Origin of the sequence: Spirabiliibacterium falconis (assembly GCF_014885015.1) — a bacterium.
GTDB lineage: Bacteria > Pseudomonadota > Gammaproteobacteria > Enterobacterales > Pasteurellaceae > Spirabiliibacterium > Spirabiliibacterium falconis.
On sequence record NZ_JABMIJ010000008.1, the window covers coordinates 24,210 to 44,664 of the forward strand.

The following is a 20,455-nucleotide window of genomic DNA, read 5'->3' on the forward strand; positions in this document are numbered from 1 at the left end:
CCTCTCACTGCAAGTGCGGTCAGTATAAAAAGAGGTATGAAAAAAGCGAGAACAACTAACTAAAATTAGAATGCAGATCGCAAAACGCCTGTATTTTCGCTCAATAATTGCCAAAATGCGGCGACTAACGGCTGCTTTAGCTGCTTTTTCTGCACACACACACCCAATTCAAACGGCTCAATCGCCGTAGGCAAGCGTAATAATGAAACCTGATCGCGCATAGGGCTATTATTGATTACCACATCAGGTAATAACGCCACGCCGCACCCCAGTGCCACCATCGGCACAATACCCTCATGCCCCGCTACGCAGGCATAAATTTTAGGTTGCAAAAGCTGCATCTGACGAAACCACAGATCAATTCGCTCACGCACAGGCCCTGCAACGGGCAGAATAAAGGGAATATTTCGCCAATCAATGGGCTGAGATTGCAACAAACGGGTGGAAAGGCAGGCGACACGCGGAGCAATCAAGGAAAGATGGATGTTGCCAATGTAATGAAAATCAATATTTTCAGGTAAATGCAATGGACGACCAACAATGGCAAGATCAGCAAGATTCGACCGCACTTGTGCTATCGCATTGGCAGGATCGCCCGTGGTCAGTGTGATGTCAATATGCGGATAACGCTGGCGAAACGCCGTTAAAATCGGCGGCAAATGGCTGTATGATGCAGTAACTGAGCAAAATAGCCGCAGCTCACCAGACAATGTATCAGGCGTAGAAAACCGCACTTTTAAGGCTTGCCAGCGTTGCCACTGTTCTCGTGCAAAAGTGATAAATTCTTCACCATAATGTGTTAACGAAACGCGACGATTATCACGCAATAACAGCGTTTGCCCTAATTCTTGTTCTAGTCGCTGAATTTGACGTGAAAGCGTAGAGGGACTCATATGATGCTGGTATGCCGTTTGCGTAAAACTTTGGTTATGTACCAGATCTAAAAATAATTTTAATTGTTGAAATTCCATCGTTGACCGTACTTTTATTGCAATAAATGCAACAATTAGTTTCAATAATATCAATTTTCGCAATCAAAATTGTACGTTATACTGCTATCACTGTCTAGGTTAAACAGCATAAAGGAAACATGATGGCTAATTATTTCAATACATTAAATTTACGTCAGCAACTCGATCAGCTTGGACGTTGCCGTTTTATGACGCGTGATGAATTCGCTGATGAGGCCAATTTTCTAAAGGGTAAAAAAATTGTGATCATCGGTTGTGGTGCACAAGGATTAAATCAAGGTTTGAATATGCGGGATTCAGGGCTGGATATTAGCTATGCACTGCGTCAAGCCGCCATTGATGAAAAGCGTGCCTCATATACCCGTGCACGTGAAAATGGCTTTCAGGTTGGTACATATGAAGACCTTATTCCACAAGCCGATTTAGTGATTAATCTTACTCCTGATAAACAGCACTCTGCGGTTGTTAATGCCGTAATGCCATTAATGAAAGAAGGTGCGGCTTTGGGCTATTCCCACGGCTTAAACATTGTAGAAGTTGGTGAACAAATTCGTCGCGATATTACTGTCGTGATGGTAGCCCCAAAATGCCCAGGTACCGAGGTGCGTGAAGAATATAAGCGTGGTTTTGGTGTGCCGACACTTTTAGCCGTACACCCAGAAAATGATCCAAAAGGTGAAGGCTGGGCAATTGCGAAAGCATGGGCGGCTGCAACAGGTGGGCATCGTGCAGGCTGCTTGGCTTCATCCTTTGTAGCGGAAGTAAAATCTGATTTAATGGGCGAGCAAACCATTTTATGTGGGATGTTACAAGCCGGCTCGCTATTGTGCTACGACAAATTAGTGGCTGATGGCAAAGATCCTGCTTATGCCGCAAAATTAGTGCAATACGGTTGGGAAACCATCACCGAATCCCTCAAACAAGGGGGCATTACCTTAATGATGGATCGCCTGTCAAATAGTGCCAAAATCCGTGCATTTGAGCTTTCCGAACACATTAAAACCCTGCTCAAATCGTTGTTTGAAAAACATATGGATGACATCATCAGCGGTGAATTCTCACGTATTATGATGGAAGATTGGGCAAACAATGACACAAAATTACTCACTTGGCGTGAACAAACTGGGCAAACCGCCTTTGAACAAGCCCCACTTTATGAAGGCAAAATTAGCGAACAAGAATACTACGATAACGGCGTATTAATGATTGCAATGGTCAAAGCAGGCGTTGAATTGGCATTTGAAACAATGGTCAAAAGTGGCATCTTGCCTGAATCTGCTTACTATGAGTCCTTGCACGAATTACCACTTATCGCCAATACGATTGCTCGCAAACGGTTGTATGAAATGAATGTGGTGATTTCAGACACCGCAGAATACGGTAACTATTTATTTGCATTTGTGGCAGGACCATTAATGGCTGAAAAATTAATGCCTACATTAGAACGTGGTGATTTAGGTGAAAAAGTCATTAACAACGACATTGATAATATTCAATTGCGTGATATTAATGACGCTATCCGTGAGCACCCAATTGAAAAAGTCGGTAAAGTTTTGCGTGGTTATATGAAAGATATGAAACGCATTTCAGTTGCTTCATAACCGCACTTTTCCATCTTAATGCCCGCTGTTTGCGGGCTTTTTTACTTTTAACAATGCAGACCATTCCTCCATTTTATACAAAACAGTGATAGTCTTCACAAATTGAAAAAATTGTAACCGCTTAATTTACAAATATTGCTATACTGAAAGTAGGTGAGAGGCTGTTCACCTCCGTAGTTTTATGTTTTTAGAAGTTAACATGAAAACGTTTACATAGTCGTAGAATATTAATTCCACGCCTAATAGTAATGAGGAGCATAAGTGATGCTAGCATATCTACAACGTATCGGGCGCGCGTTAATGGTGCCTGTTGCGACCTTACCAGCGGCCGCAATTTTGATGGGAATTGGTTACTGGATTGATCCTAACGGTTGGGGAGGCGACAGTGCCTTAGCCGCACTTTTGATTAAATCAGGTGGCGCAATCATTGATAATATGTCATGGCTTTTCGCTGTTGGTGTTGCCTATGGCATGTCGAAAGACAAAGATGGTACTGCAGCACTAGCTGGCTTAGTCGGATTCTTTGTTATTACAACCTTGCTCTCACCAGGAGCGGTTGCACAACTTAAAGGTATTCCTGTTGATCAAGTCCCTGCCGCATTTAGTAAAATTGCTAATCAATTTGTCGGTATTTTGGTTGGGGTACTTTCGGCCGAACTCTATAATCGCTTTTACCAAGTACAATTACCCCAATGGCTTGCATTCTTTAGCGGACGTCGCTTAGTGCCGATTGTCGTCTCTTTTGTGATGATTGTAGTGTCGCTGATCATGATGTATGTTTGGCCTGTTATTTTTAATGCGCTTGTTTCTTTTGGTGAACAGATCAGTAGCGCAGGTCCAACTGGTGCTGGTATCTATGCCTTCTTTAACCGTTTGCTCATTCCTGTTGGATTGCACCACGCCCTCAACAGTGTTTTCTGGTTTGACGTAGCTGGTATCAACGATATTCCTAACTTCTTAGGCGGTCAAGCATCAATTGATGCTGGCAAAGCTGTTCCAGGTGTTACTGGTATGTATCAAGCGGGCTTCTTCCCAATTATGATGTTTGGTCTGCCAGCCGCTGCACTCGCTATGTATCACAGTGCCAAACCAAGTAAAAAGTCAGCTGTTGCTGCTATTCTCTTTGCTGCAGCACTGGCTTCATTCTTCACTGGGGTTACCGAACCGCTTGAATTTGCATTCATGTTTGTAGCACCTGTACTTTATGTGGTACATGCATTGCTTACAGGGGTGTCCGTCTTTATTGCTGCTACATTCCATTGGATGGCAGGTTTTGGTTTCTCCGCAGGTCTTGTGGATATGGTACTCTCAGCTAAAAATCCATTGGCGACCAATTGGTACTTCTTGATTGCTCAAGGGTTGGTATTTGCGGTCATTTACTACTTTGTATTCCGTTTTATTATCACCAAATTCAACCTAAAAACGCCAGGACGTGAAGATGATGAGCTCACCAATACTCACGAAACACAAACCACTGCAAATGAGCAAAATCTTAAGACTCGTGCCCAAGATTTTGTAACTGCACTGGGGGGAAAAGACAATTTAAGTAACATTGATGCCTGTATTACTCGCTTACGTCTTGAGTTAATTGATTATGCTAAAATCGATGAAGCAAAACTTAAGAGCCTTTCACGTGGTATCGTTAAAATAGGCGATAATGCGTTACAGATTATCTTAGGTCCTGAAGCAGAACAACTTGCTGACAAAATGAAACAGCTATAATATCAATAACATAATAAAAGCCGCCTCTCTAGGCGGCTTTTCACGATTTATCTAGCAACCAATACCACTTTTCGTGTAAAACTTGATATAGATTAACCGCACTTTCTCTTAAAAGCGTACAATAAACTAAATCAAACACAAGGAGCCGTTATGAATATTTTTATGCTAAGTAACGCCAAAGTGCCTAATAATACCCGTATTTTAGAATATGCACTGCCTGACATCATCGATAGTTTTGTACGCGAAAAAGTCAAAAATGTCGTCGTAATCACCTACGCTGTTGTTCGTATAAGTGCCCTTGCACGTGTCAATGATGTGAAAAAGAGCTTCGCCGATTTGGATCTTGACATCAAAGGCATTGAGGAGTTTGATGATCCTGTTGATGCCATTTATCAAGCGGATGCCATTATGGTCAGTGGGGGAAATACGTGGCAACTCAATAAAATGTTGCATGATAACGGCTTAATTGAGCCTATCCGTGATGTAGTGCTCAACCATAATGTTACCTATGTTGGCTGGAGTGCAGGCTCACTGGTTTGCTGCCCAACCATTTGCACAACCAATGATATGTGCCCTGTCAGCAGTGCTATCACACCTGCACTGGGCTTTGTGCCATTTCAAATTAATGCACACTACATCGACAGCCGCCTACATGGACATATGGGCGAAACGCGTGATGAACGCATTGAAGAATACTGCATTTTAAATCCACACAGTAGCGTGCTTGGCATTGCCGAAGGTACATGGCTACATCTCAATGACAATGGGCTGCACTACCACGCACCTCAGCAACACGACATTGCCTATTTTAAATATGGTCAATCCAAACAATGGGTTGCATACGATGAAGATATGAACCGCTTTATGCAATTTAGACGGTGAGAAAAACGTGCAAAAAAAATGACTTGTTGTTATACTGCAAACGCTGATAAATTCAGCGTTTCGCTTTATTTGATCAACCGCACTTTGGTGCTGCCTGAATATAAGGCTTTGGAGGACTTGAAAATTGAAAACACTATTTTCCCCACGTCGTTTAAAATCGCTTCTTGTTGCAACCCTCGCTTTGTTTAGTTCTACACTTTTCGCCGCTGAAAAACTCTATGTGTATAACTGGACAGAATACATTCCAAATCAGCTCTTAGCACAATTTACCAAAGAAACAGGGGTTGAGGTCATTTATACCACCTTTGAAAGCAACGAAGAAATGTATTCCAAAATGAAACTGATGAAAAACAGCGATTACGATCTGGTTTTTCCATCAAGTTATTACATCGAACGCATGGCAAAAGAAGGCATGTTGCAAAAAATTGATAAAAGTAAGCTCAGTAATCTTGGCAACATCAATCAGGACTTGCTCGGCAAGCCTTTTGACCCTGACAATGCCTACTCGTTACCGTATATTTTTGGTCTAACCGGTATTGGATTAAATGCCGCCTTTGTTGACCCTGCTAAGGTAAACAGTTGGAAAGATTTGTGGGATGCGCAATACAAAGGCAAAGTGCTACTAACCAACGACTCACGGGAAGTGTTTCATATTGCATTATTAATTAATGGCTTCTCTCCGAATACCACCAATGCAGAGGAAATTAAAAAAGCCTACGAAAGCCTAAAAACATTGATGCCAAACGTAGCGGCATTTAACTCTGACACCCCTGAAATGCCGTATCTGCAAGGTGAGGTGGATATTGGTATGATCTGGAACGGCTCGGCATTTCGTGCCCATAAAGAAAATCCTGATATGCAATTTATCTACCCGAAAGAAGGGGCGATTTTCTGGATGGATAACTACGCCATTCCTGCGGGTGCAAAAAATTTAGATGCTGCCTACAAATTCATCGACTTTATGCTCCGCCCAGAAAGTGCAAAAATCGTGATTGAAACGATGGGCTTTTCAATGCCAAACAACAAAGTCAAACCGCTCTTGAGCGAAGAGGACGCACAAAGTCCGATTTTATTCCCAACCAGTGAGCAAATCGCACAAGGCGAATTGCAAGCGGATGTTGGCGATGCGATTGATATTTATGAAAAATATTGGAATTTACTCAAAGCCCATTAACCTAAAAGAGCGGTTCGCCGCTCTTTTCTAACCGCACTTTTATTATGTATCAAAACTTATTAGCCCCCATTCACCACTTTTTACTCTGTGAAACCCCAGATGCGTGGATTGCACACGCCAAACGCCCTGAAAATCTCGCCACCATTTTGCAAGACCATATGATGTGTGAGCTTAAAGCCGCCCAATCGGCGATGTTATTGTTACGAAAATACGCAGCAAATACCCAAGCTAATGAAAACTTATTGGCGTGGATGAAGCCTTACGAGGATTTCGCCTACCGCAAAATTGGCGATTTAAACGCTTTAAAAGGCAAAAGCCACATCACGAAAAAAATTGAGCCACGCGATGATAACCCTTTCGCCGCCGATCTGATCGATAAAATGGTGTTATTGATCAAAGAAGAATTACACCATTTCTACCAAGTGTTAGAAATCATTGAAGCGCGTGGCATTGCATTGGAAAATATCACTGCTGGTCGCTATGCCAAAGGGTTAATGCGAGAAGTACGCCATTTTGAGCCAGCCACCTTAATTGACAAACTCATTATCGGTGCATTTATTGAAGCCCGCTCTTGCGAACGGTTTGCCAAACTCGCACCGCACTTAGACGATGAATTAAAACAGTTTTATATCTCGCTGTTACGCTCAGAAGCGCGCCATTATCAAGACTATCTGACGCTGGCGCAACAAATATCAGATACCGATATTAGCGAACGTGTTGCCCATTTCGCACAGGTCGAAGCGACATTAATCCGTTCGCCAGACAGTGAATTTAAATTCCACTCAGGCATACCCAAGTAAAAGTGCGGTTGACCGCACTTTTACTCCCCCTGCTCTGTACGCACTACATTGAGTCGTTCGTGCTCGGCAACAGTTTGCAGCGGTTCAAGTGCTGGCAGCGTTTTCGTCACCTTCGATGAAAGCGATTTGAAGCGTTCCACCTTACCATAAAGCCCTTGCGTGCCGACCAATGCTGTAACCGTGCTGTTGTAATGATTACTCACCGCCGACAGTGAACCTCCGAGCTTTTGCAACCGCTCAGCCAGCACGCTCACTTGATTGTAAAGCTCGCCTGCGCGCGCACTAATCTCTTGGGCTTCACTGTTGCCACGCTCAATCCGCCATAAATTGGCTACCGTACGCAAAATCGGCATCAGCGTGGTGTGAGAGACCATAATCACATTTTTATTGTATGCCTCATTAAACAATGTGCGGTCGGCTTTTAACGCCTCGATATACGCTGGCTCAAGGGCAATAAACATCAACACAAAATTGGGGCTGCGCACACCAATCAAATTGCTGTAATCTTTTTGCGACAGTTCATGGATATGCTGACGCACAGCTTTCACATGTTCACGCAAAAAGTGCTGTTGTTCGGCTTCTGTCTCGCTATTGACCGCACTTTCATACGCCACCAGCGACATTTTACTGTCTATAATCAAATGTTTATCGTCAGGTAATTTCACCACAAAATCGGGTTGGCGACGGCTGCCTTGTTCGTCTTTGAAGCTCGCTTGGCTGTCGTAATGCTCCCCCGATACAAGTCCCGCCAATTGCAAACTACGCTCCAACTGCATTTCGCCCCAATTGCCCGTGGTCTTTTTCTCCCCTTTCAATGCAGTGGTTAAGTTACTCGCCTCTTGCGACATCGCCAGCCCAATATCCATCACTTTCTTAATTTCGCTTTCTAGTGCCACTTGCCCTTTGATGGATTCCGAGTGCACCTCATTCACCCGCTTTTGAAAGCTATCAATTTGTTCACGAAACGGTTTGAGCAAACCCTCAAGTGCGGTTTGGTTATGCTGCTGAAACCGCTGACTTTTCTCTTCAAGAATACGATTCGCCAGATTTTGGAACTCTTGGGTTAATTGTGCTTTCGTCTGTTCAAAATTTTGTTGCTGTTTCTCAAAGTGTTGTTCACGCTCTTCCAGCGAGGTCTGCAATTTCATCAGTGCACGCTGACTTTGCCCTAGGGTGTGCTCAAGCTGTTGCAATTGCTGCTCTTTGGCTGAAAGCTGATGGTGGCTACGCTCAAGCTGCGTTTGCAGGCTTTGTGCCAACGCATTAGCAGCACCAAACTGCTCTTTCAGTGTGGTAATTTGCTGTGCAATCGCGTCATTACGGGCTTGTTCTTCATCCAGTTCATGCTGTAAATACTGAATTTTCTCATCTCGCTCTTGTTGCTGAGTGAGCAGCCCTTCTACACGTGTTTGCGCCTGCACCATTGAGGTATGCACATGTTGGTTATGTTGTTGTAATTGCTCATATTTCGCCGCCAACTGATTAAAATCAGCAATGGTTTTATTCAGATCAGTGCGTAACTCTTGGCTGTCACGCTTGCGCTTTGCATTCCAAAAAAATAAAATCAGCACCACCAGTACTAATACAGCACAAGCAAATTGGGTGAGTTGTAATGACGTAAGAGGCATATATTGTCCTTTTTTCCTTGATTATAAAACAAAACCGCACTTTTTGCTTAGTCAATTCACAGGAGCATGTATGCCAACCACGCTTTATCTCGCTTCCCAAAGCCCACGCCGCAAGGCACTGTTGGCGCAACTTGGTTTTCACTTGCTGCATCTTGCCAGCGAGATCGATGAAACCCCACACACAGGCGAGAAAGCCCACGACTATGTCAAGCGCATGGCACGCGAAAAAAACCGTGCCGCACGTACCAATCTGGGTAGCGAACCGCACTTTGCCATTCTCTCCGCTGATACCTGTGTGGCATTAGATGATCAGATTTTAGGCAAGCCAGACAATGAACAGCACGCTTTTGCGATGTTGCGTGCACTGGCGAACCGTCGTCATCAGGTGCTAAGTGCGGTCTGTGTCTATTTTCAAGGGCAAGAAAAAACGCTATTACAACAAAGTGCGGTGCAATTTGGTGCGCTGACAGATGAACAAATTCTCGCCTACATTGCCACGGGTGAGCCCATGGACAAAGCGGGCGCGTGCTGTATTCAGGGATTAGGTGGCAGCTTTGTGAGCCATATCGACGGCAGCTACAGCGGCATTATGGGCTTGCCACTGTTCGAAACACGCATGCTGCTGGCAGAATTTCACATTTATCCACCGGCACTATCACAATGATCCGATCTGAATTTATCACCCAAGCGAATGCCTTTGGGCGCACACAAACACCTTGCTTTTTTGTGATCGATTTTGAGCAGCAACGCCCTTTTATTTGTGAATTAACGCAGGCACAAACGTACGGTTTTTATTATGCCTTTGGCGAACAAACCAATTTTGACCGCACTTTTCCACCGCCTGCTGCCCTGAAATTGCACGCCAGCCCACCGCACATTGCCGATTATGCACGTGCGTTTGAACACGTTGTGCATCACTTGCAAATGGGCAACACCTATCTGCTTAACCTCACCATGCAAACCGCGATCGAATGCAATTATACCTTAGACGAGATTTTTGTCTTTAGCCACGCTCCTTACAAGCTGTTAAGTCTCGCTAAAGACCGCACTTTTGTCTGCTTCTCGCCTGAACCATTTGTGCAAACACGCGATAATCAGATTTTTTCTTACCCCATGAAAGGCACGATTGACGCCACGTTGCCTGATGCCGAACAACGCTTGCTCAATTCACAAAAAGAGCAGTGGGAACATAACACCATTGTGGATTTAATTCGCAATGATCTCGCGATGGTGGCAGAACACATTGAGGTCACGCGTTTTCGCTATGTTGAGCGGCTCAATACCGAACGAGGCGCAATTTTGCAAACCAGTTCAGAAATTCGTGGCAATTTGCCACCCAAATGGCAAGCCAATTTAGGCGAAATACTTTGGACGTTACTCCCCGCAGGCTCAATCAGCGGCGCACCGAAAGAGAAAACGGTTGACATTATCGCCCAAGCTGAAGGCGCACCACGTGGATTTTATACTGGCATTTTTGGCATTTTCGACGGTGAAAATGTGCAAAGTGCGGTCGCCATTCGCTTTATTGAGCAGTGCGAAAAGGGACTGATTTTCCGCAGTGGCGGCGGTATCACGGCACAAAGTGTCTTACACGATGAATACCATGAAGTCGCACAAAAAGTCTATATCCCCATAAGGAAAAACAATGTTTGACCTATTTGAAACCCTTGCTGTGCTTGACGGCGTGGTGCAAAATCCGCACCTTCATCAAGCACGCTATCAGCATGCGCTCGCTTCACTTTACCCCAAAAGTGCGGTCAAGCTGTGTGATTTTGCCCAGCTGGCCATTCCTCCCGCCTTTCAAACTGGGCTGGTGCGTGCGCGGGTGGACTACAACGCAACAGCGTTTGCTGTGCAGTTTTTCTCTTATCAACGTCGCACATTCACGCAGTTCAAACCCGTGGTGTGTGATGAGATTGATTACGCCTTTAAATTTGCCGACCGCTCATTGCTCAACGCCCTCTATGCGCAACGCGGTGAGTGCGATGAAATTATTATCATCAAAAATGGCTTAGTCACAGACTGCTCCATCGGCAATTTGTGCTTTCTGAAAAACGGTGTATGGTACACGCCCAAAACCCCGCTGCTCGCTGGTACGCAACGTGCTAAATTGCTGGTTGAAAAGCGTATTGTGCTAGCGGATATTACGCCACAAGAGCTCACTGACTTTGAACAAATCCGTGTCATTAATGCCCTTAACCCGCTTTAAACAGTGCCAGAGCCAACTGCCGCTGCACCGCGTGATCGACAATTGGCATAGGATAATTCACATCCAACCGCACTTTTGCCGCCCAAGGGGCGTGAATATCTTTATTGCTTAAGTGAGCCAGTTCGGGCACATAGCGACGGATAAATTTGCCTTCGGGATCAAATTTTTGCGATTGCGTCACAGGATTGAAAATTCGGAAGTACGGCTGTGCATCGCAGCCCGTAGAGGCCGCCCACTGCCAGCCACCGTTATTTGCACTTAAATCAAAATCCAATAATTTTTCCGCAAAATATGCCTGCCCCCGACGCCAATCAATGAGCAAATCTTTGGTCAAAAAACTCGCCACAATCATACGCAAGCGGTTATGCATAAAGCCCGTTTGGTTGAGCTGACGCATCGCCGCATCAATAATAGGAAAGCCTGTTTGACCGCACTTCCATGCGGCAAACCACTGGGGATTATTGACCCATTTGATGTTGCGGTACTGCCCTTTAAAGCTCTCATCGGTCACATTGGGATAGTGATACAGTAATTGTTGATAAAACTCTCGCCAAACCAGCTCGGAAAGCCACGCTTCAGATCCCTGACTTGGACGCTCAAGGCAAATTCGCACCAAATGGCGAATAGAGAGCAGCCCAAAACGTAAATAAGTGGAGAGATACGACACACCTTTTTTGGCAGGAAAATCCCGCAGTTGGTGATAACGCGATAAACGTGGTAGAAAATCCTGCAGCTGTGCAAATGCCGCCTCTTCCCCACCTAGCAAGACATTTTCTTGTGCCACAAAACCAAGTTCATGCAACTCAGGCAATGGATAACGGTTTTTCTGTGCATGAAAAAACGCCGCATCATTGACACAATTCCCCCAATCATCAGCCAAAGAAAGCTGTTCAAATACTGTTGGAAGCTGCGCAAGCCACGCTTTTTTATACGGAGTGAAGACACTATACGGCTTGCCTTGCTGAGTTAAAATCGCCGCTTTAGGGAAAATGACCTGATCGCAAACCTGCTCAAACGCTACACCATCGTGCGTCAGTGCCTTGCACACTGCTGCATCACGCATAATCGCATCCGGTTCATAATCCTCTGCGCACACCACACGGCTAGCTTTCACAGCTTTTGCCAAGACAGGTAGTACCGTTTCCGGGTCATCATGCACCACCCATAGCGGGATTTTATGCCCAGCTAGTGTCGCACGCAAAGCCACTAACGATTGGTGAATAAAAGTGACTCGCCGATCATCTTTTGCTAATGGTGTAAGAATGGTCGTATCAAACACAAACACCGCTACCAGCGGTTCGCGATACAAAAGTGCGGTTTGCAGCGCACGATTATCAAACACCCGTAAATCTCGCCGCAACCAAACAATCGTCGTCATATCTCCCCCTTGGTTTTACGCTATTGTACCGAAGTGGGCAAGGTTGTGAAAGCACGGTTTAGATTGGTAAAAAACCGCACTTTAACGTGCGGTTTTAAGGCTATTTAAGCGTTGACCAGTTGTTGCTCTGTGGGTTTGATCAAGGCATAGAGAACACCTGTCAAAATACTGCCTGCAGCGATGGCAACGAGGTAGAGTAGCACAGGTTGAATAGCCCCTGGAATCGCCAGCACAAAGATGCCGCCATGCGGTGCCATCAGTTTCGCACCGAACAGCATCGACAACGCCCCCGTTAATGCCCCACCAGCCATGCAGCTTGGGATAACACGCATTGGATCACGTGCAGCAAAAGGAATTGCACCTTCAGAAATAAAGCATAGTCCTAACACAAACGACGCTTTGCCGCCTTCGCGCTCGTTGGTTGCGAATTTTTTGCGAGCAAGGAAGGTGGCTATGCCCATACCTAACGCTGGCACCATGCCTGCTGCCATAACCGCCGCCATCGGCAAATAGGAAGATGAGGCTAATAATCCAACGCCAAACGCATAGGCGGCTTTATTTACAGGCCCACCCATATCAAAGCACATCATTGCTCCTAAAATAATGCCTAATACCACAGCACTGCCTGATTGCATACCGCTTAAGAAATCAGTCATCGTTTTCATAATCCATGCCACGGGATCACCAACCACATAAATCATGATCAGCCCCACTAACAATGTAGAGAAGAATGGAATGATTAAAATCGGCTTCAATGCGCTCATTGTTGCAGGCAATTTGACATAATCGGCAATAATTTTAGCAATGTAACCTGCCAAAAAGCCAGAAATGATCCCCCCTAAAAAGCCTGCCCCAAGCGAACTTGCTAACATTCCCCCAACCAAACCTGGCGTCAGCCCTGGCCGATCGGCGATAGAATACGCAATATAGCCTGAGAGGACAGGAATCATCAAACCAAAAGCACTGCCACCGCCAATTTGCATTAAAGCGGCTGCCAGCGTGCCCTCTTGTTTGAATGCTTCAATCCCAAACACAAATGATAATGCAATAATCAAACCACCTGCCACCACCATAGGTAACATATGCGATACACCGGTCATCAAATGACTGTAAACGCCTTTTTTCTCACTTTTTTCTGTAGTGGCGACCGCACTTTGCCCCTCGGCATGATAAATCTTCGCCGTTTGCCACGCCTTTTCAAACTCTTGCGCTGTTTTCTTTAACGCCAACCCTGTGGATGTACGATACATCAATTTGCCATCAAATTTGCTCAAATCCACGTCAATATCTGCCGCCACAAACACCAAATCCGCATCACGAATTTCTTGCTCACTGATCGGATTGCCCGCACCTACTTGCCCACGGGTTTCAACTTTCACTTGCCAGCCTTGCGCATGACAGTACGTTTCTATTGCTTCGGCGGACATAAACGTATGCGCAACCCCTGTTGGGCATGCAGTTACGGCAACAATATGTTTACGTTCGCCAACCGCACTTTGCGGCTCTTCTGCCTGAAACAGACTCGCTGAGTCCAATGCTGCTTTCAAACACTGTTCTGGGTGATTGAGGTTATCAGCATGCAAAAATGCCACTTGCTTGCCGTCAAGATTGACGGTATTGACCGCACTTTTACCTAACACCACACACACGTCACCATCATGCTCAACCACATTATGCCCTGCGTTTGTGGCTGCTACACTAAATACCTCTCGTAATAAAAATTGTCTTGCTACACCAAATTCACGACTGTCGATTAGTTGAATATTCATTTTATTCTCCCATACGCTGAATGGTTATTTTTGCCATCATATTATCAAATTGTTGTCTGTCACTTACCCCGACATTTTCCTGCATAACCGCTAATGTACCGAGTGCACTGGCGCATGCCAGCACGTTTTCGGGGGAAAAATGCTGACTTAAACCGAATATAAATCCTGCTACCATTGAATCACCTGCCCCTACGGTGCTGACAAGCTGTTCACACTGAGGCGGTTTTGCACATAGTACACCGTGCTGACTAACCCAAAGTGCGCCCTTTTCGCCCATCGAGACAACAATATTTTCAACGCCTTGTGATTGCAGCGTTTGTGCGGCATGTACAATATCTTCAAGGGTCGTTAGAGGACGTGCGAGATAGTCTGCCAGTTCGTGTTCGTTCGGCTTGATCAACCAAGGCTTAGCTTCAATTCCGACCTGCAACGCCGCTTTGCTGGTATCCAATACTACTTTCACACCTAATGCACGCACCGCACTTAACCACTGTTGGAACATGTCAGGGCTTACACCCGTTGGCAAACTACCACACACCGCCACCAATTGCATCTGTTGCAAATAATCCAGACTGTCACGACAAAATTGTTGCCACTGCAATTGTGTGATCTGAAAGCCTGAGAAATTAAGATCTGTAACCATATCAGTAGCATCGGTTAATTTGACATTGGTGCGAGTACTGCCTGCAACACGTTGCATGCGATCAAGCACATTGAGCTGTGAAAAATAATGCTCAAAACCTGCACAGTTTTGTTCGCCTAAAAATCCCCCTAATAAAATCTCACTAACCCCTAAATCACTCAGAACTTTAGCAACATTAATGCCTTTCCCCGCAGGATAAATCCCGAGCGTTTGCACACTGTTGACAGCCCCTAAAGTAATTGTCTCTGCTCGCCCGACAAGGTCATAGGCGGGATTGAGTGTGATCGTTGCAATCTTCATCTTATTCTCCTAAACCATCCGCAATCGCCTGCCCAATGGCATCAATTGCGGCCTGAGCGTCATCACCTTGCGCCACAAAATGTAATTGATGCCCTTTCGTCGCCCCGAGTGAAACCACTTTCATCATACTTTTTGCACTGACTGCTGGGGTTTTCCGATCAAGATTATCCACTTGAATTTGACTACTAAATTTTTTCGCTACTTGCACTAGTAATGCACTTGGGCGAGCGTGCAGACCGTTTTCATTTTGTACAACGAATGTGCCTTCCACAGCCCCATTTGGTAATACTTGTGCTACTGTATCCTCGCGCTCACTCTCTCCTTTTAACACTGCCATCACCGCACTTTTCGTTGGTGCATTGAGCAATTGTGTACGCACTGACGAATCTAATAAACGCGTCAGCATTGGCTGCAACGCATCATCAACACATGCCACACTAAGCAATAATTGTACATGCTGCCCCTGATGCTCAAACGCTGTTTTGGCACGCGCAATGGCAATAGCATTCGCGCGGTTACCTTGCTGGCTATCAGAAAACCAAACGCCATCGCCCAAATACAAAGGCGTTTGACGCAATATTTCCGTAATAAAAGTGCGGTCAGCCGCCCCACATTGTTCAAGATTAGCACTGTTTAATGCTGTTAACGCAAGCAAGCTGGTGCTGTCAACATCAAGGCTAATCAATGCGGCTTCATCAACGCTACCTTGCTCATTGCCCATTAACAGGGCTCGGAACGTTTCCACATCTTGCACTTGTGCCAATTTTTCAGCGGTGCTTTCATCGCTTAGCACATGCGTAAGCTGTCGCAACAAGGCTAAATGTTCATCACTGCGTGCGGCAATACCAATCACCACATAAGCCGTATTCCCCTCTCCCCAATCTACGCCTTGCGGAATTTGCAAAATTTGCACGCCGGTTTGTTGCACTAAATCCCGCGTAGCTAATGTGCCATGCGGAATAGCAATGCCGTTGCCTAGAAATGTGGATGTTTGTTGTTCGCGAGCCAGCATCCCTTGCGCATAGCCTTCTTTCACATAACCTGCACGGGCAAGCCACATAGCAACCTTCTCAATGGCTTGCGTTTTATTGTCCACCTGTTCGGCAAGATGAATATTATCTATTGGCAGTTCAAACATAATTTGCTCCTTGTCTGTTGAGCGTCTACTTTGTTGAAACGTTTCAGCTTTTGAGGTAAAAAATACGCTTTTCATAACGCGAAAAGCACTTTATGTGTTGTATTATTCGCCAAAATAAAAAGGGGTTCAAGCGAACCCCAAGAAAAAATGTGCAAAATTTGAGCTTGATCACATTTTATTGTTTTTTCGTGCGTCCTTTACTTTTACCGTTAACCGTACTTTTGTTATTAGGTGGGCAAACACGCAAAAACGCATCGTTGCCGTCATTGAGCTGGGCTTCAGAATAGCGTTCACGTTGATTTTTCATATCTCGCATTGCGTCATAAATGCCCTGTGTTATGCTCGGTTTATTCAATTTTGCCCAACACCCCGCACTAAACTGTGTCAAATTATGTTGCACATCACCTGCAAATACTACACCTTTACGAAACTCATAGACGTTACTATCTTGCAATTTATTATAGAGTTTTTGACGCACGCTCTCTAATGACTCTTTTACATCACCACGATACCACGCTTGTACACCACGGGTGAATTCATCCACATCATATTGCCGATCAATTGTGCCATGATACGTTTGGGTTGCCATTTGATAGCCTATCATATACGACGGCGTATCTCTCTCATCTTGTGGCAGGTCAATCACCGCACTTTCAAACATACTACATCCACTCAACACCAACAACGCACCGAGTGCGATAACTTTGGTTTTTAGCATAGCTTTCTCCTGTCATTTTTTGGCATCACTATATCACAACCACACACATTGCCCAATGCCACGCACTTGCTATTTTCATGAAAAGTGGGTAACGTACTTTTATTTTACGCTCGGTTATGTCTAATTTAAGCAAAGGCATCCTCGCTATGCTCGTCTCAGCCCTCGCATTTACTGTGATGGGTGTGTGTTTAAAACTTGCTGGCGACTTGCCTGTGGTGCAAAAATCCATTTTTCGCAATGCCATTGCCGCCATCTTGAGTGGATTTTTGGTGTGGAAACATCAGGTATGTTATTTTGGCGAAAAACGCAATCGTAAAACCCTTATTTTGCGATCTCTCTTTGGCTTGAGCGGTATCTTAATGAGCTTTTATTCTATCGATCACCTTGTCCTAAGTGATGCCGATATGATCATGAAGCTCTCACCGTTCATTTTAATTGTGCTATCTGCTATTTTCTTGCAAGAGCGTGTTACCAGCAAACAAATCGCCTTTTGCGCCATGGCATTTTTAGGGCTATTGCTGATTATAAAACCCCGATTTGATACCACACTTTTCCCTTATTTAGTCGCACTGGGTGGGGCAATCGCAGCGGCAGGGGCTTATTTAATGCTACGGGTTCTGGCACTGAGTAACGTCAGCGAATCGCCTTATACCATCGTATTTTTCTTCTCTTTTTTTTCGACCGTCGCCCTTCTGCCTCCACTCCTGTTTGTGGTCGAACCAATGACAAGCCTACAACTCTTATTGCTGATCGGCTCTGGCGTTGCAGCCACATTTGGACAATTTGGTATCACGCTCGCCTATCGCTTTGCCAGTGCGACAGAAGTGTCGATTTATTCTTACACCTCCGTGATTTTCGCCGCACTTTTTAGTGTCTTCTTATTTCACGAAATGCCAGATTGGGCAAGCTGGGTGGGCTATATTTTCATTTTTATCTCAGGTTATGGTATGTTTTTAATCAACCGCCATAGTGCACATAAGGACAAAAGATGACACAACATGTTACGCCTATTTCACCTCAACACGCGTGGGAAATGGTGAAAACAGCACAAGGTGTGCTATTTGATATTCGCAATAGCACACATTTTGCCGCACAACATGCGAAATATGCACAACATTTAAGTAATGACAATTTACACGAGCAACTTAATCTCCTGGATTTTGAGCAACCAGTGCTGATCATATGTTACCATGGGATCAGCAGTCTGAGTGCAGGACATTATCTCGCTAGTCAAGGATTTGAGCAGGTTTATAGCGTGGAGGGTGGATTTGAAGGCTGGCTCAATGCGAATTTACCCGTTGAGCCTTAAAATAATTGAGCAAGGGCAAAAATGTGCCAATAGACGAACACGATCGCAGCCATCGCAAGCCAATATGCAACCTTAGCACTGCGAGATTGTAGCTTTCGTAATAACACAATGATCAGCACGATGCCAATTGGATAAAACCACATGAGGGTTGCAACTACATTGGCTTGCAATGCCGATAATGCGGGTGATTCTGCAATATAGGGCGATAATAATAACGCAAATGGCCATAACACAATTGGGGCAGCCAATATCCAAAGTGCGGTTTTAAACGGCACAGGCACTCCTTACATTTTTGCTTCAATTAAAATGGTAGTATAGCGAAATCATTCATTTTTTAAAGGATTAAACGATGCACCATGTGCTAAGCACCGACAGCCACGAACTCGCTTTGCGTTTTCGTGATTACGCTAAGCTGCAATTCGGGATTACGTTAGATGTCATCGGCGGACAACCGCACTTTGATGTTGTCTGCGATGTGCCATTAAATGACGCGTTAGCAAGCCAATTACACGAGGCGGTACAATCCTTCATTCACAATCCCCATGCGCCACAATTTGTACAAGCCAGTTGGACGCAAGGGCAAACGGATGAGCCAACCGCACTTTCACTATTTTCCATACCAAGCATCATTGATGAATTACGACGCGCGCCATTGACACTGCTCATCACTGCACTTTGCCTTGTGGTGTACGCACTCCAATTTTTACTTGGTAATGTGGTCGTATTCAACGCACTACACTATCCTGACACCGCCACACAATATCATGAGATTTGGCGTTTTATTTCGCATGCACTGGTGCATCTCTCCTTTAGCCATCTTGCTTTTAATCTCACATGGTGGTTCATTTTCGCCAGCAGAATCGAACAAAAGTGCGGTAGCTGGAAAATTTTGCAACTCTTTTTAAGCTGTGCATGCCTCTCTGGTATCGTGCAAAATGGCATTTCAGGCGCGGCATTTTTTGGCTTATCAGGCGTGGTTTATGGGGTATTAGGTTATATTTACACCCTGCACCGCCTTGATCCGCAACACCGTTTTACGCTACCAACGGGGTTTGTCTATATGATTGTTGTTGGCATCGTCATCGGGTTTGCCGCCCCCTTATACGGCATACAGGTCGGCAATGCAGCACATATTTCTGGACTTGTGATTGGCATACTTAGCGGCTGGTTGGATTGTAAACGCGCAGAAAAATCCTAATGCGCCCTGCTTTTGACCGCACTTTTGGTGTAAAATAGTCGCACCATTCACCAGCGTTAAGTTTTATGGCTTATTACACACAAAAAATTTCCGCCTACGCACGATTAATGCGCATTGATCGCCCCATTGGAACCTTGCTGTTACTGTGGCCCACATTATGGGCATTAGTCCTTGCCAGTGGCGGCATGCCTGAAGGAAAATTGGTCGTTATTTTCACCCTTGGGGTCTTTTTAATGCGTGCCGCTGGCTGTGTGATTAATGATTACGCAGATCGTCATATTGACGGCAGCGTCAAACGCACCGCACTTCGCCCCCTTGCCACAGGAGAGGTGAGTGCTAATGAGGCCAAATGGCTGTTTGTGGCACTTTCATTGTTAGCCTTTTTGCTGGTGTTAAGCCTGAATTCTTACGCAATTGGCTTGTCTTTTATCGCCATTGCGTTAGCCTTTATCTATCCATTTATGAAACGCTACACCCACTTGCCACAGTTTGTGTTAGGCGCAGCATTTGGCTGGTCAATCCCCATGGCATATGCCGCTGTGAGCAACCAATTACCGCTGGTATGTTGGTTATTATTTCTTGCCAATATTTTGTGGACTGTCGCCTACGACACACAATATGCAATGGTTGATCGCGATGATGATCTCCGCATTGGGGTAAAATCCACCGCAATTTTGTTTGCACAGTATGACAATAAGATCATTGCAGCACTGCAAGCAGGAACATTACTGCTGTTTATCATTATTGGCATTCTCGCACAGCTTCATCCATTGTTTTATGTCTTGCTTAGCCTCCCGACCGCACTTTTTATTTATCAAGCGAGCTTAACAAAAGATCGCCAGCGTATGGCATGCTTTCAGGCATTTCTCAATAATAATTATGTCGGGCTCGGCTTTTTCATTGCGATACTGCTGGGCATTTTCTGCTGATGTGAACCGCACTTTACCGCAGATAGCATTTTAATTAAAAAGATATAATAAAAATACTTCTTATGATACACTACGCATCAAACATA

General features: G+C 45.0%; 20 protein-coding genes. 12 read left to right on the forward strand and 8 right to left on the reverse strand.

Annotated elements, in window-relative coordinates:
* Window positions 1–65: 65 nt before the first annotated feature.
* Window positions 66–971 (reverse strand): HTH-type transcriptional activator IlvY, encoded by a 906-nt coding sequence (gene ilvY / locus HPC40_RS05120; protein ID WP_208118420.1) that lies wholly within the window; start codon window positions 969–971, stop codon window positions 66–68.
* A gap of 122 nt (window positions 972–1,093) precedes the next feature.
* Between ilvY and ilvC the strand changes: the two genes are divergently transcribed.
* The 5 genes from ilvC to miaE all read left to right on the forward strand — a co-directional run bounded on the left by ilvC (window position 1,094) and on the right by miaE (window position 7,150).
* Window positions 1,094–2,572 carry a ketol-acid reductoisomerase gene (gene ilvC, locus HPC40_RS05125; RefSeq protein WP_208118421.1) on the forward strand — a complete coding sequence of 493 codons (1,479 nt, stop codon included), beginning with the start codon at window positions 1,094–1,096 and terminating at the stop codon, window positions 2,570–2,572.
* A 264-nt stretch (window positions 2,573–2,836) separates the two neighbouring features.
* Window positions 2,837–4,294, forward strand: a complete 1,458-nt coding sequence (gene nagE, locus HPC40_RS05130; protein WP_208118616.1) for an N-acetylglucosamine-specific PTS transporter subunit IIBC — start codon at window positions 2,837–2,839, stop codon at window positions 4,292–4,294.
* A gap of 150 nt (window positions 4,295–4,444) precedes the next feature.
* Entirely contained in the window at window positions 4,445–5,176 is a 732-nt protein-coding gene (pepE, locus tag HPC40_RS05135; RefSeq protein ID WP_208118422.1) for a dipeptidase PepE, read from the forward strand.
* Between the two features lie 124 nt (window positions 5,177–5,300).
* Window positions 5,301–6,350: an extracellular solute-binding protein gene (locus HPC40_RS05140; RefSeq protein ID WP_208118423.1), complete on the forward strand. Its 1,050-nt coding sequence runs from the start codon at window positions 5,301–5,303 to the stop codon at window positions 6,348–6,350.
* Window positions 6,351–6,394: 44 nt separating this feature from the next.
* Entirely contained in the window at window positions 6,395–7,150 is a 756-nt protein-coding gene (miaE, locus tag HPC40_RS05145) for a tRNA isopentenyl-2-thiomethyl-A-37 hydroxylase MiaE (RefSeq protein WP_235972321.1), read from the forward strand.
* Window positions 7,151–7,170: 20 nt separating this feature from the next.
* Here the strand turns inward: miaE and rmuC are convergent, their stop codons facing one another.
* Complete coding sequence (gene rmuC / locus HPC40_RS05150) at window positions 7,171–8,778, reverse strand: DNA recombination protein RmuC (protein ID WP_208118424.1); 1,608 nt, start codon at window positions 8,776–8,778, stop codon at window positions 7,171–7,173.
* 70 nt (window positions 8,779–8,848) lie between these two features.
* Between rmuC and HPC40_RS05155 the strand changes: the two genes are divergently transcribed.
* From HPC40_RS05155 to HPC40_RS05165, 3 genes are read left to right on the forward strand one after another with little or no spacing between them, the layout of a single operon-like run.
* A complete protein-coding gene (locus tag HPC40_RS05155; RefSeq protein ID WP_208118425.1) occupies window positions 8,849–9,442 on the forward strand; it encodes a Maf family protein in 594 nt (197 codons plus the stop codon).
* Entirely contained in the window at window positions 9,439–10,431 is a 993-nt protein-coding gene (locus tag HPC40_RS05160) for an aminodeoxychorismate synthase component I (protein ID WP_208118426.1), read from the forward strand. Before HPC40_RS05155 ends, HPC40_RS05160 begins: the two co-directional genes overlap by 4 nt.
* A complete protein-coding gene (locus tag HPC40_RS05165; protein WP_208118427.1) occupies window positions 10,424–10,987 on the forward strand; it encodes an aminotransferase class IV family protein in 564 nt (187 codons plus the stop codon). The genes HPC40_RS05160 and HPC40_RS05165 overlap by 8 nt, the downstream gene beginning before the upstream one ends.
* Here HPC40_RS05165 and HPC40_RS05170 read toward each other — a convergent pair.
* From HPC40_RS05170 to HPC40_RS05190, 5 genes are all read right to left on the reverse strand, one after another.
* Window positions 10,974–12,365 (reverse strand): cryptochrome/photolyase family protein, encoded by a 1,392-nt coding sequence (locus HPC40_RS05170; protein WP_208118428.1) that lies wholly within the window; start codon window positions 12,363–12,365, stop codon window positions 10,974–10,976. The two genes, HPC40_RS05165 and HPC40_RS05170, sit on opposite strands and share 14 nt — an antisense overlap.
* Window positions 12,366–12,469: 104 nt before the next feature.
* Entirely contained in the window at window positions 12,470–14,134 is a 1,665-nt protein-coding gene (gene fruA / locus HPC40_RS05175) for a PTS fructose transporter subunit IIBC (RefSeq protein WP_208118429.1), read from the reverse strand.
* Between the two features lies 1 nt (window position 14,135).
* Window positions 14,136–15,077 carry a 1-phosphofructokinase gene (fruK, locus tag HPC40_RS05180; protein WP_208118430.1) on the reverse strand — a complete coding sequence of 314 codons (942 nt, stop codon included), beginning with the start codon at window positions 15,075–15,077 and terminating at the stop codon, window positions 14,136–14,138.
* Window position 15,078: 1 nt separating this feature from the next.
* Window positions 15,079–16,215, reverse strand: coding sequence for a fused PTS fructose transporter subunit IIA/HPr protein (gene fruB, locus HPC40_RS05185; protein WP_208118431.1), 1,137 nt, complete (start codon window positions 16,213–16,215; stop codon window positions 15,079–15,081).
* A gap of 175 nt (window positions 16,216–16,390) precedes the next feature.
* A complete protein-coding gene (locus tag HPC40_RS05190) occupies window positions 16,391–16,933 on the reverse strand; it encodes a hypothetical protein (protein ID WP_208118432.1) in 543 nt (180 codons plus the stop codon).
* A 116-nt stretch (window positions 16,934–17,049) separates the two neighbouring features.
* Between HPC40_RS05190 and HPC40_RS05195 the strand changes: the two genes are divergently transcribed.
* Complete coding sequence (locus HPC40_RS05195) at window positions 17,050–17,925, forward strand: DMT family transporter (RefSeq protein WP_235972322.1); 876 nt, start codon at window positions 17,050–17,052, stop codon at window positions 17,923–17,925.
* Entirely contained in the window at window positions 17,922–18,242 is a 321-nt protein-coding gene (gene glpE / locus HPC40_RS05200; RefSeq protein ID WP_208118433.1) for a thiosulfate sulfurtransferase GlpE, read from the forward strand. Before HPC40_RS05195 ends, glpE begins: the two co-directional genes overlap by 4 nt.
* On the opposite strand, the gene HPC40_RS05205 is transcribed toward glpE, so the two are convergent.
* Window positions 18,239–18,517, reverse strand: coding sequence for a DUF5389 family protein (locus HPC40_RS05205; RefSeq protein WP_208118434.1), 279 nt, complete (start codon window positions 18,515–18,517; stop codon window positions 18,239–18,241). The genes glpE and HPC40_RS05205 overlap by 4 nt on opposite strands.
* 74 nt (window positions 18,518–18,591) lie before the next feature.
* Between HPC40_RS05205 and HPC40_RS05210 the strand changes: the two genes are divergently transcribed.
* Window positions 18,592–19,440, forward strand: a complete 849-nt coding sequence (locus HPC40_RS05210; protein ID WP_208118435.1) for a rhomboid family intramembrane serine protease — start codon at window positions 18,592–18,594, stop codon at window positions 19,438–19,440.
* Window positions 19,441–19,505: 65 nt separating this feature from the next.
* The gene (ubiA, locus tag HPC40_RS05215) at window positions 19,506–20,369 is read left to right on the forward strand and encodes a 4-hydroxybenzoate octaprenyltransferase (protein ID WP_208118436.1); all 864 of its coding nucleotides are present in this window, start codon (window positions 19,506–19,508) and stop codon (window positions 20,367–20,369) included.
* The last annotated feature ends 86 nt before the right edge of the window (window positions 20,370–20,455 follow it).

What these genes read in the sequence shown, in the direction of transcription:
- ilvY (WP_208118420.1), bottom strand. Translation starts at nt 971, where the DNA reads ATGGAATTTCAACAATTAAAATTATTTTTAGATCTGGTACATAACCAA.
- ilvC (WP_208118421.1), top strand. Translation starts at nt 1,094, where the DNA reads ATGGCTAATTATTTCAATACATTAAATTTACGTCAGCAACTCGATCAG.
- nagE (WP_208118616.1), top strand. Translation starts at nt 2,837, where the DNA reads ATGCTAGCATATCTACAACGTATCGGGCGCGCGTTAATGGTGCCTGTT.
- pepE (WP_208118422.1), top strand. Translation starts at nt 4,445, where the DNA reads ATGAATATTTTTATGCTAAGTAACGCCAAAGTGCCTAATAATACCCGT.
- miaE (WP_235972321.1), top strand. Translation starts at nt 6,395, where the DNA reads ATGTATCAAAACTTATTAGCCCCCATTCACCACTTTTTACTCTGTGAA.
- rmuC (WP_208118424.1), bottom strand. Translation starts at nt 8,778, where the DNA reads ATGCCTCTTACGTCATTACAACTCACCCAATTTGCTTGTGCTGTATTA.
- HPC40_RS05155 (WP_208118425.1), top strand. Translation starts at nt 8,849, where the DNA reads ATGCCAACCACGCTTTATCTCGCTTCCCAAAGCCCACGCCGCAAGGCA.
- HPC40_RS05160 (WP_208118426.1), top strand. Translation starts at nt 9,439, where the DNA reads ATGATCCGATCTGAATTTATCACCCAAGCGAATGCCTTTGGGCGCACA.
- HPC40_RS05165 (WP_208118427.1), top strand. Translation starts at nt 10,424, where the DNA reads ATGTTTGACCTATTTGAAACCCTTGCTGTGCTTGACGGCGTGGTGCAA.
- HPC40_RS05170 (WP_208118428.1), bottom strand. Translation starts at nt 12,365, where the DNA reads ATGACGACGATTGTTTGGTTGCGGCGAGATTTACGGGTGTTTGATAAT.
- fruA (WP_208118429.1), bottom strand. Translation starts at nt 14,134, where the DNA reads ATGAATATTCAACTAATCGACAGTCGTGAATTTGGTGTAGCAAGACAA.
- fruK (WP_208118430.1), bottom strand. Translation starts at nt 15,077, where the DNA reads ATGAAGATTGCAACGATCACACTCAATCCCGCCTATGACCTTGTCGGG.
- fruB (WP_208118431.1), bottom strand. Translation starts at nt 16,215, where the DNA reads ATGTTTGAACTGCCAATAGATAATATTCATCTTGCCGAACAGGTGGAC.
- HPC40_RS05190 (WP_208118432.1), bottom strand. Translation starts at nt 16,933, where the DNA reads ATGCTAAAAACCAAAGTTATCGCACTCGGTGCGTTGTTGGTGTTGAGT.
- HPC40_RS05195 (WP_235972322.1), top strand. Translation starts at nt 17,050, where the DNA reads ATGTCTAATTTAAGCAAAGGCATCCTCGCTATGCTCGTCTCAGCCCTC.
- glpE (WP_208118433.1), top strand. Translation starts at nt 17,922, where the DNA reads ATGACACAACATGTTACGCCTATTTCACCTCAACACGCGTGGGAAATG.
- HPC40_RS05210 (WP_208118435.1), top strand. Translation starts at nt 18,592, where the DNA reads ATGCACCATGTGCTAAGCACCGACAGCCACGAACTCGCTTTGCGTTTT.
- ubiA (WP_208118436.1), top strand. Translation starts at nt 19,506, where the DNA reads ATGGCTTATTACACACAAAAAATTTCCGCCTACGCACGATTAATGCGC.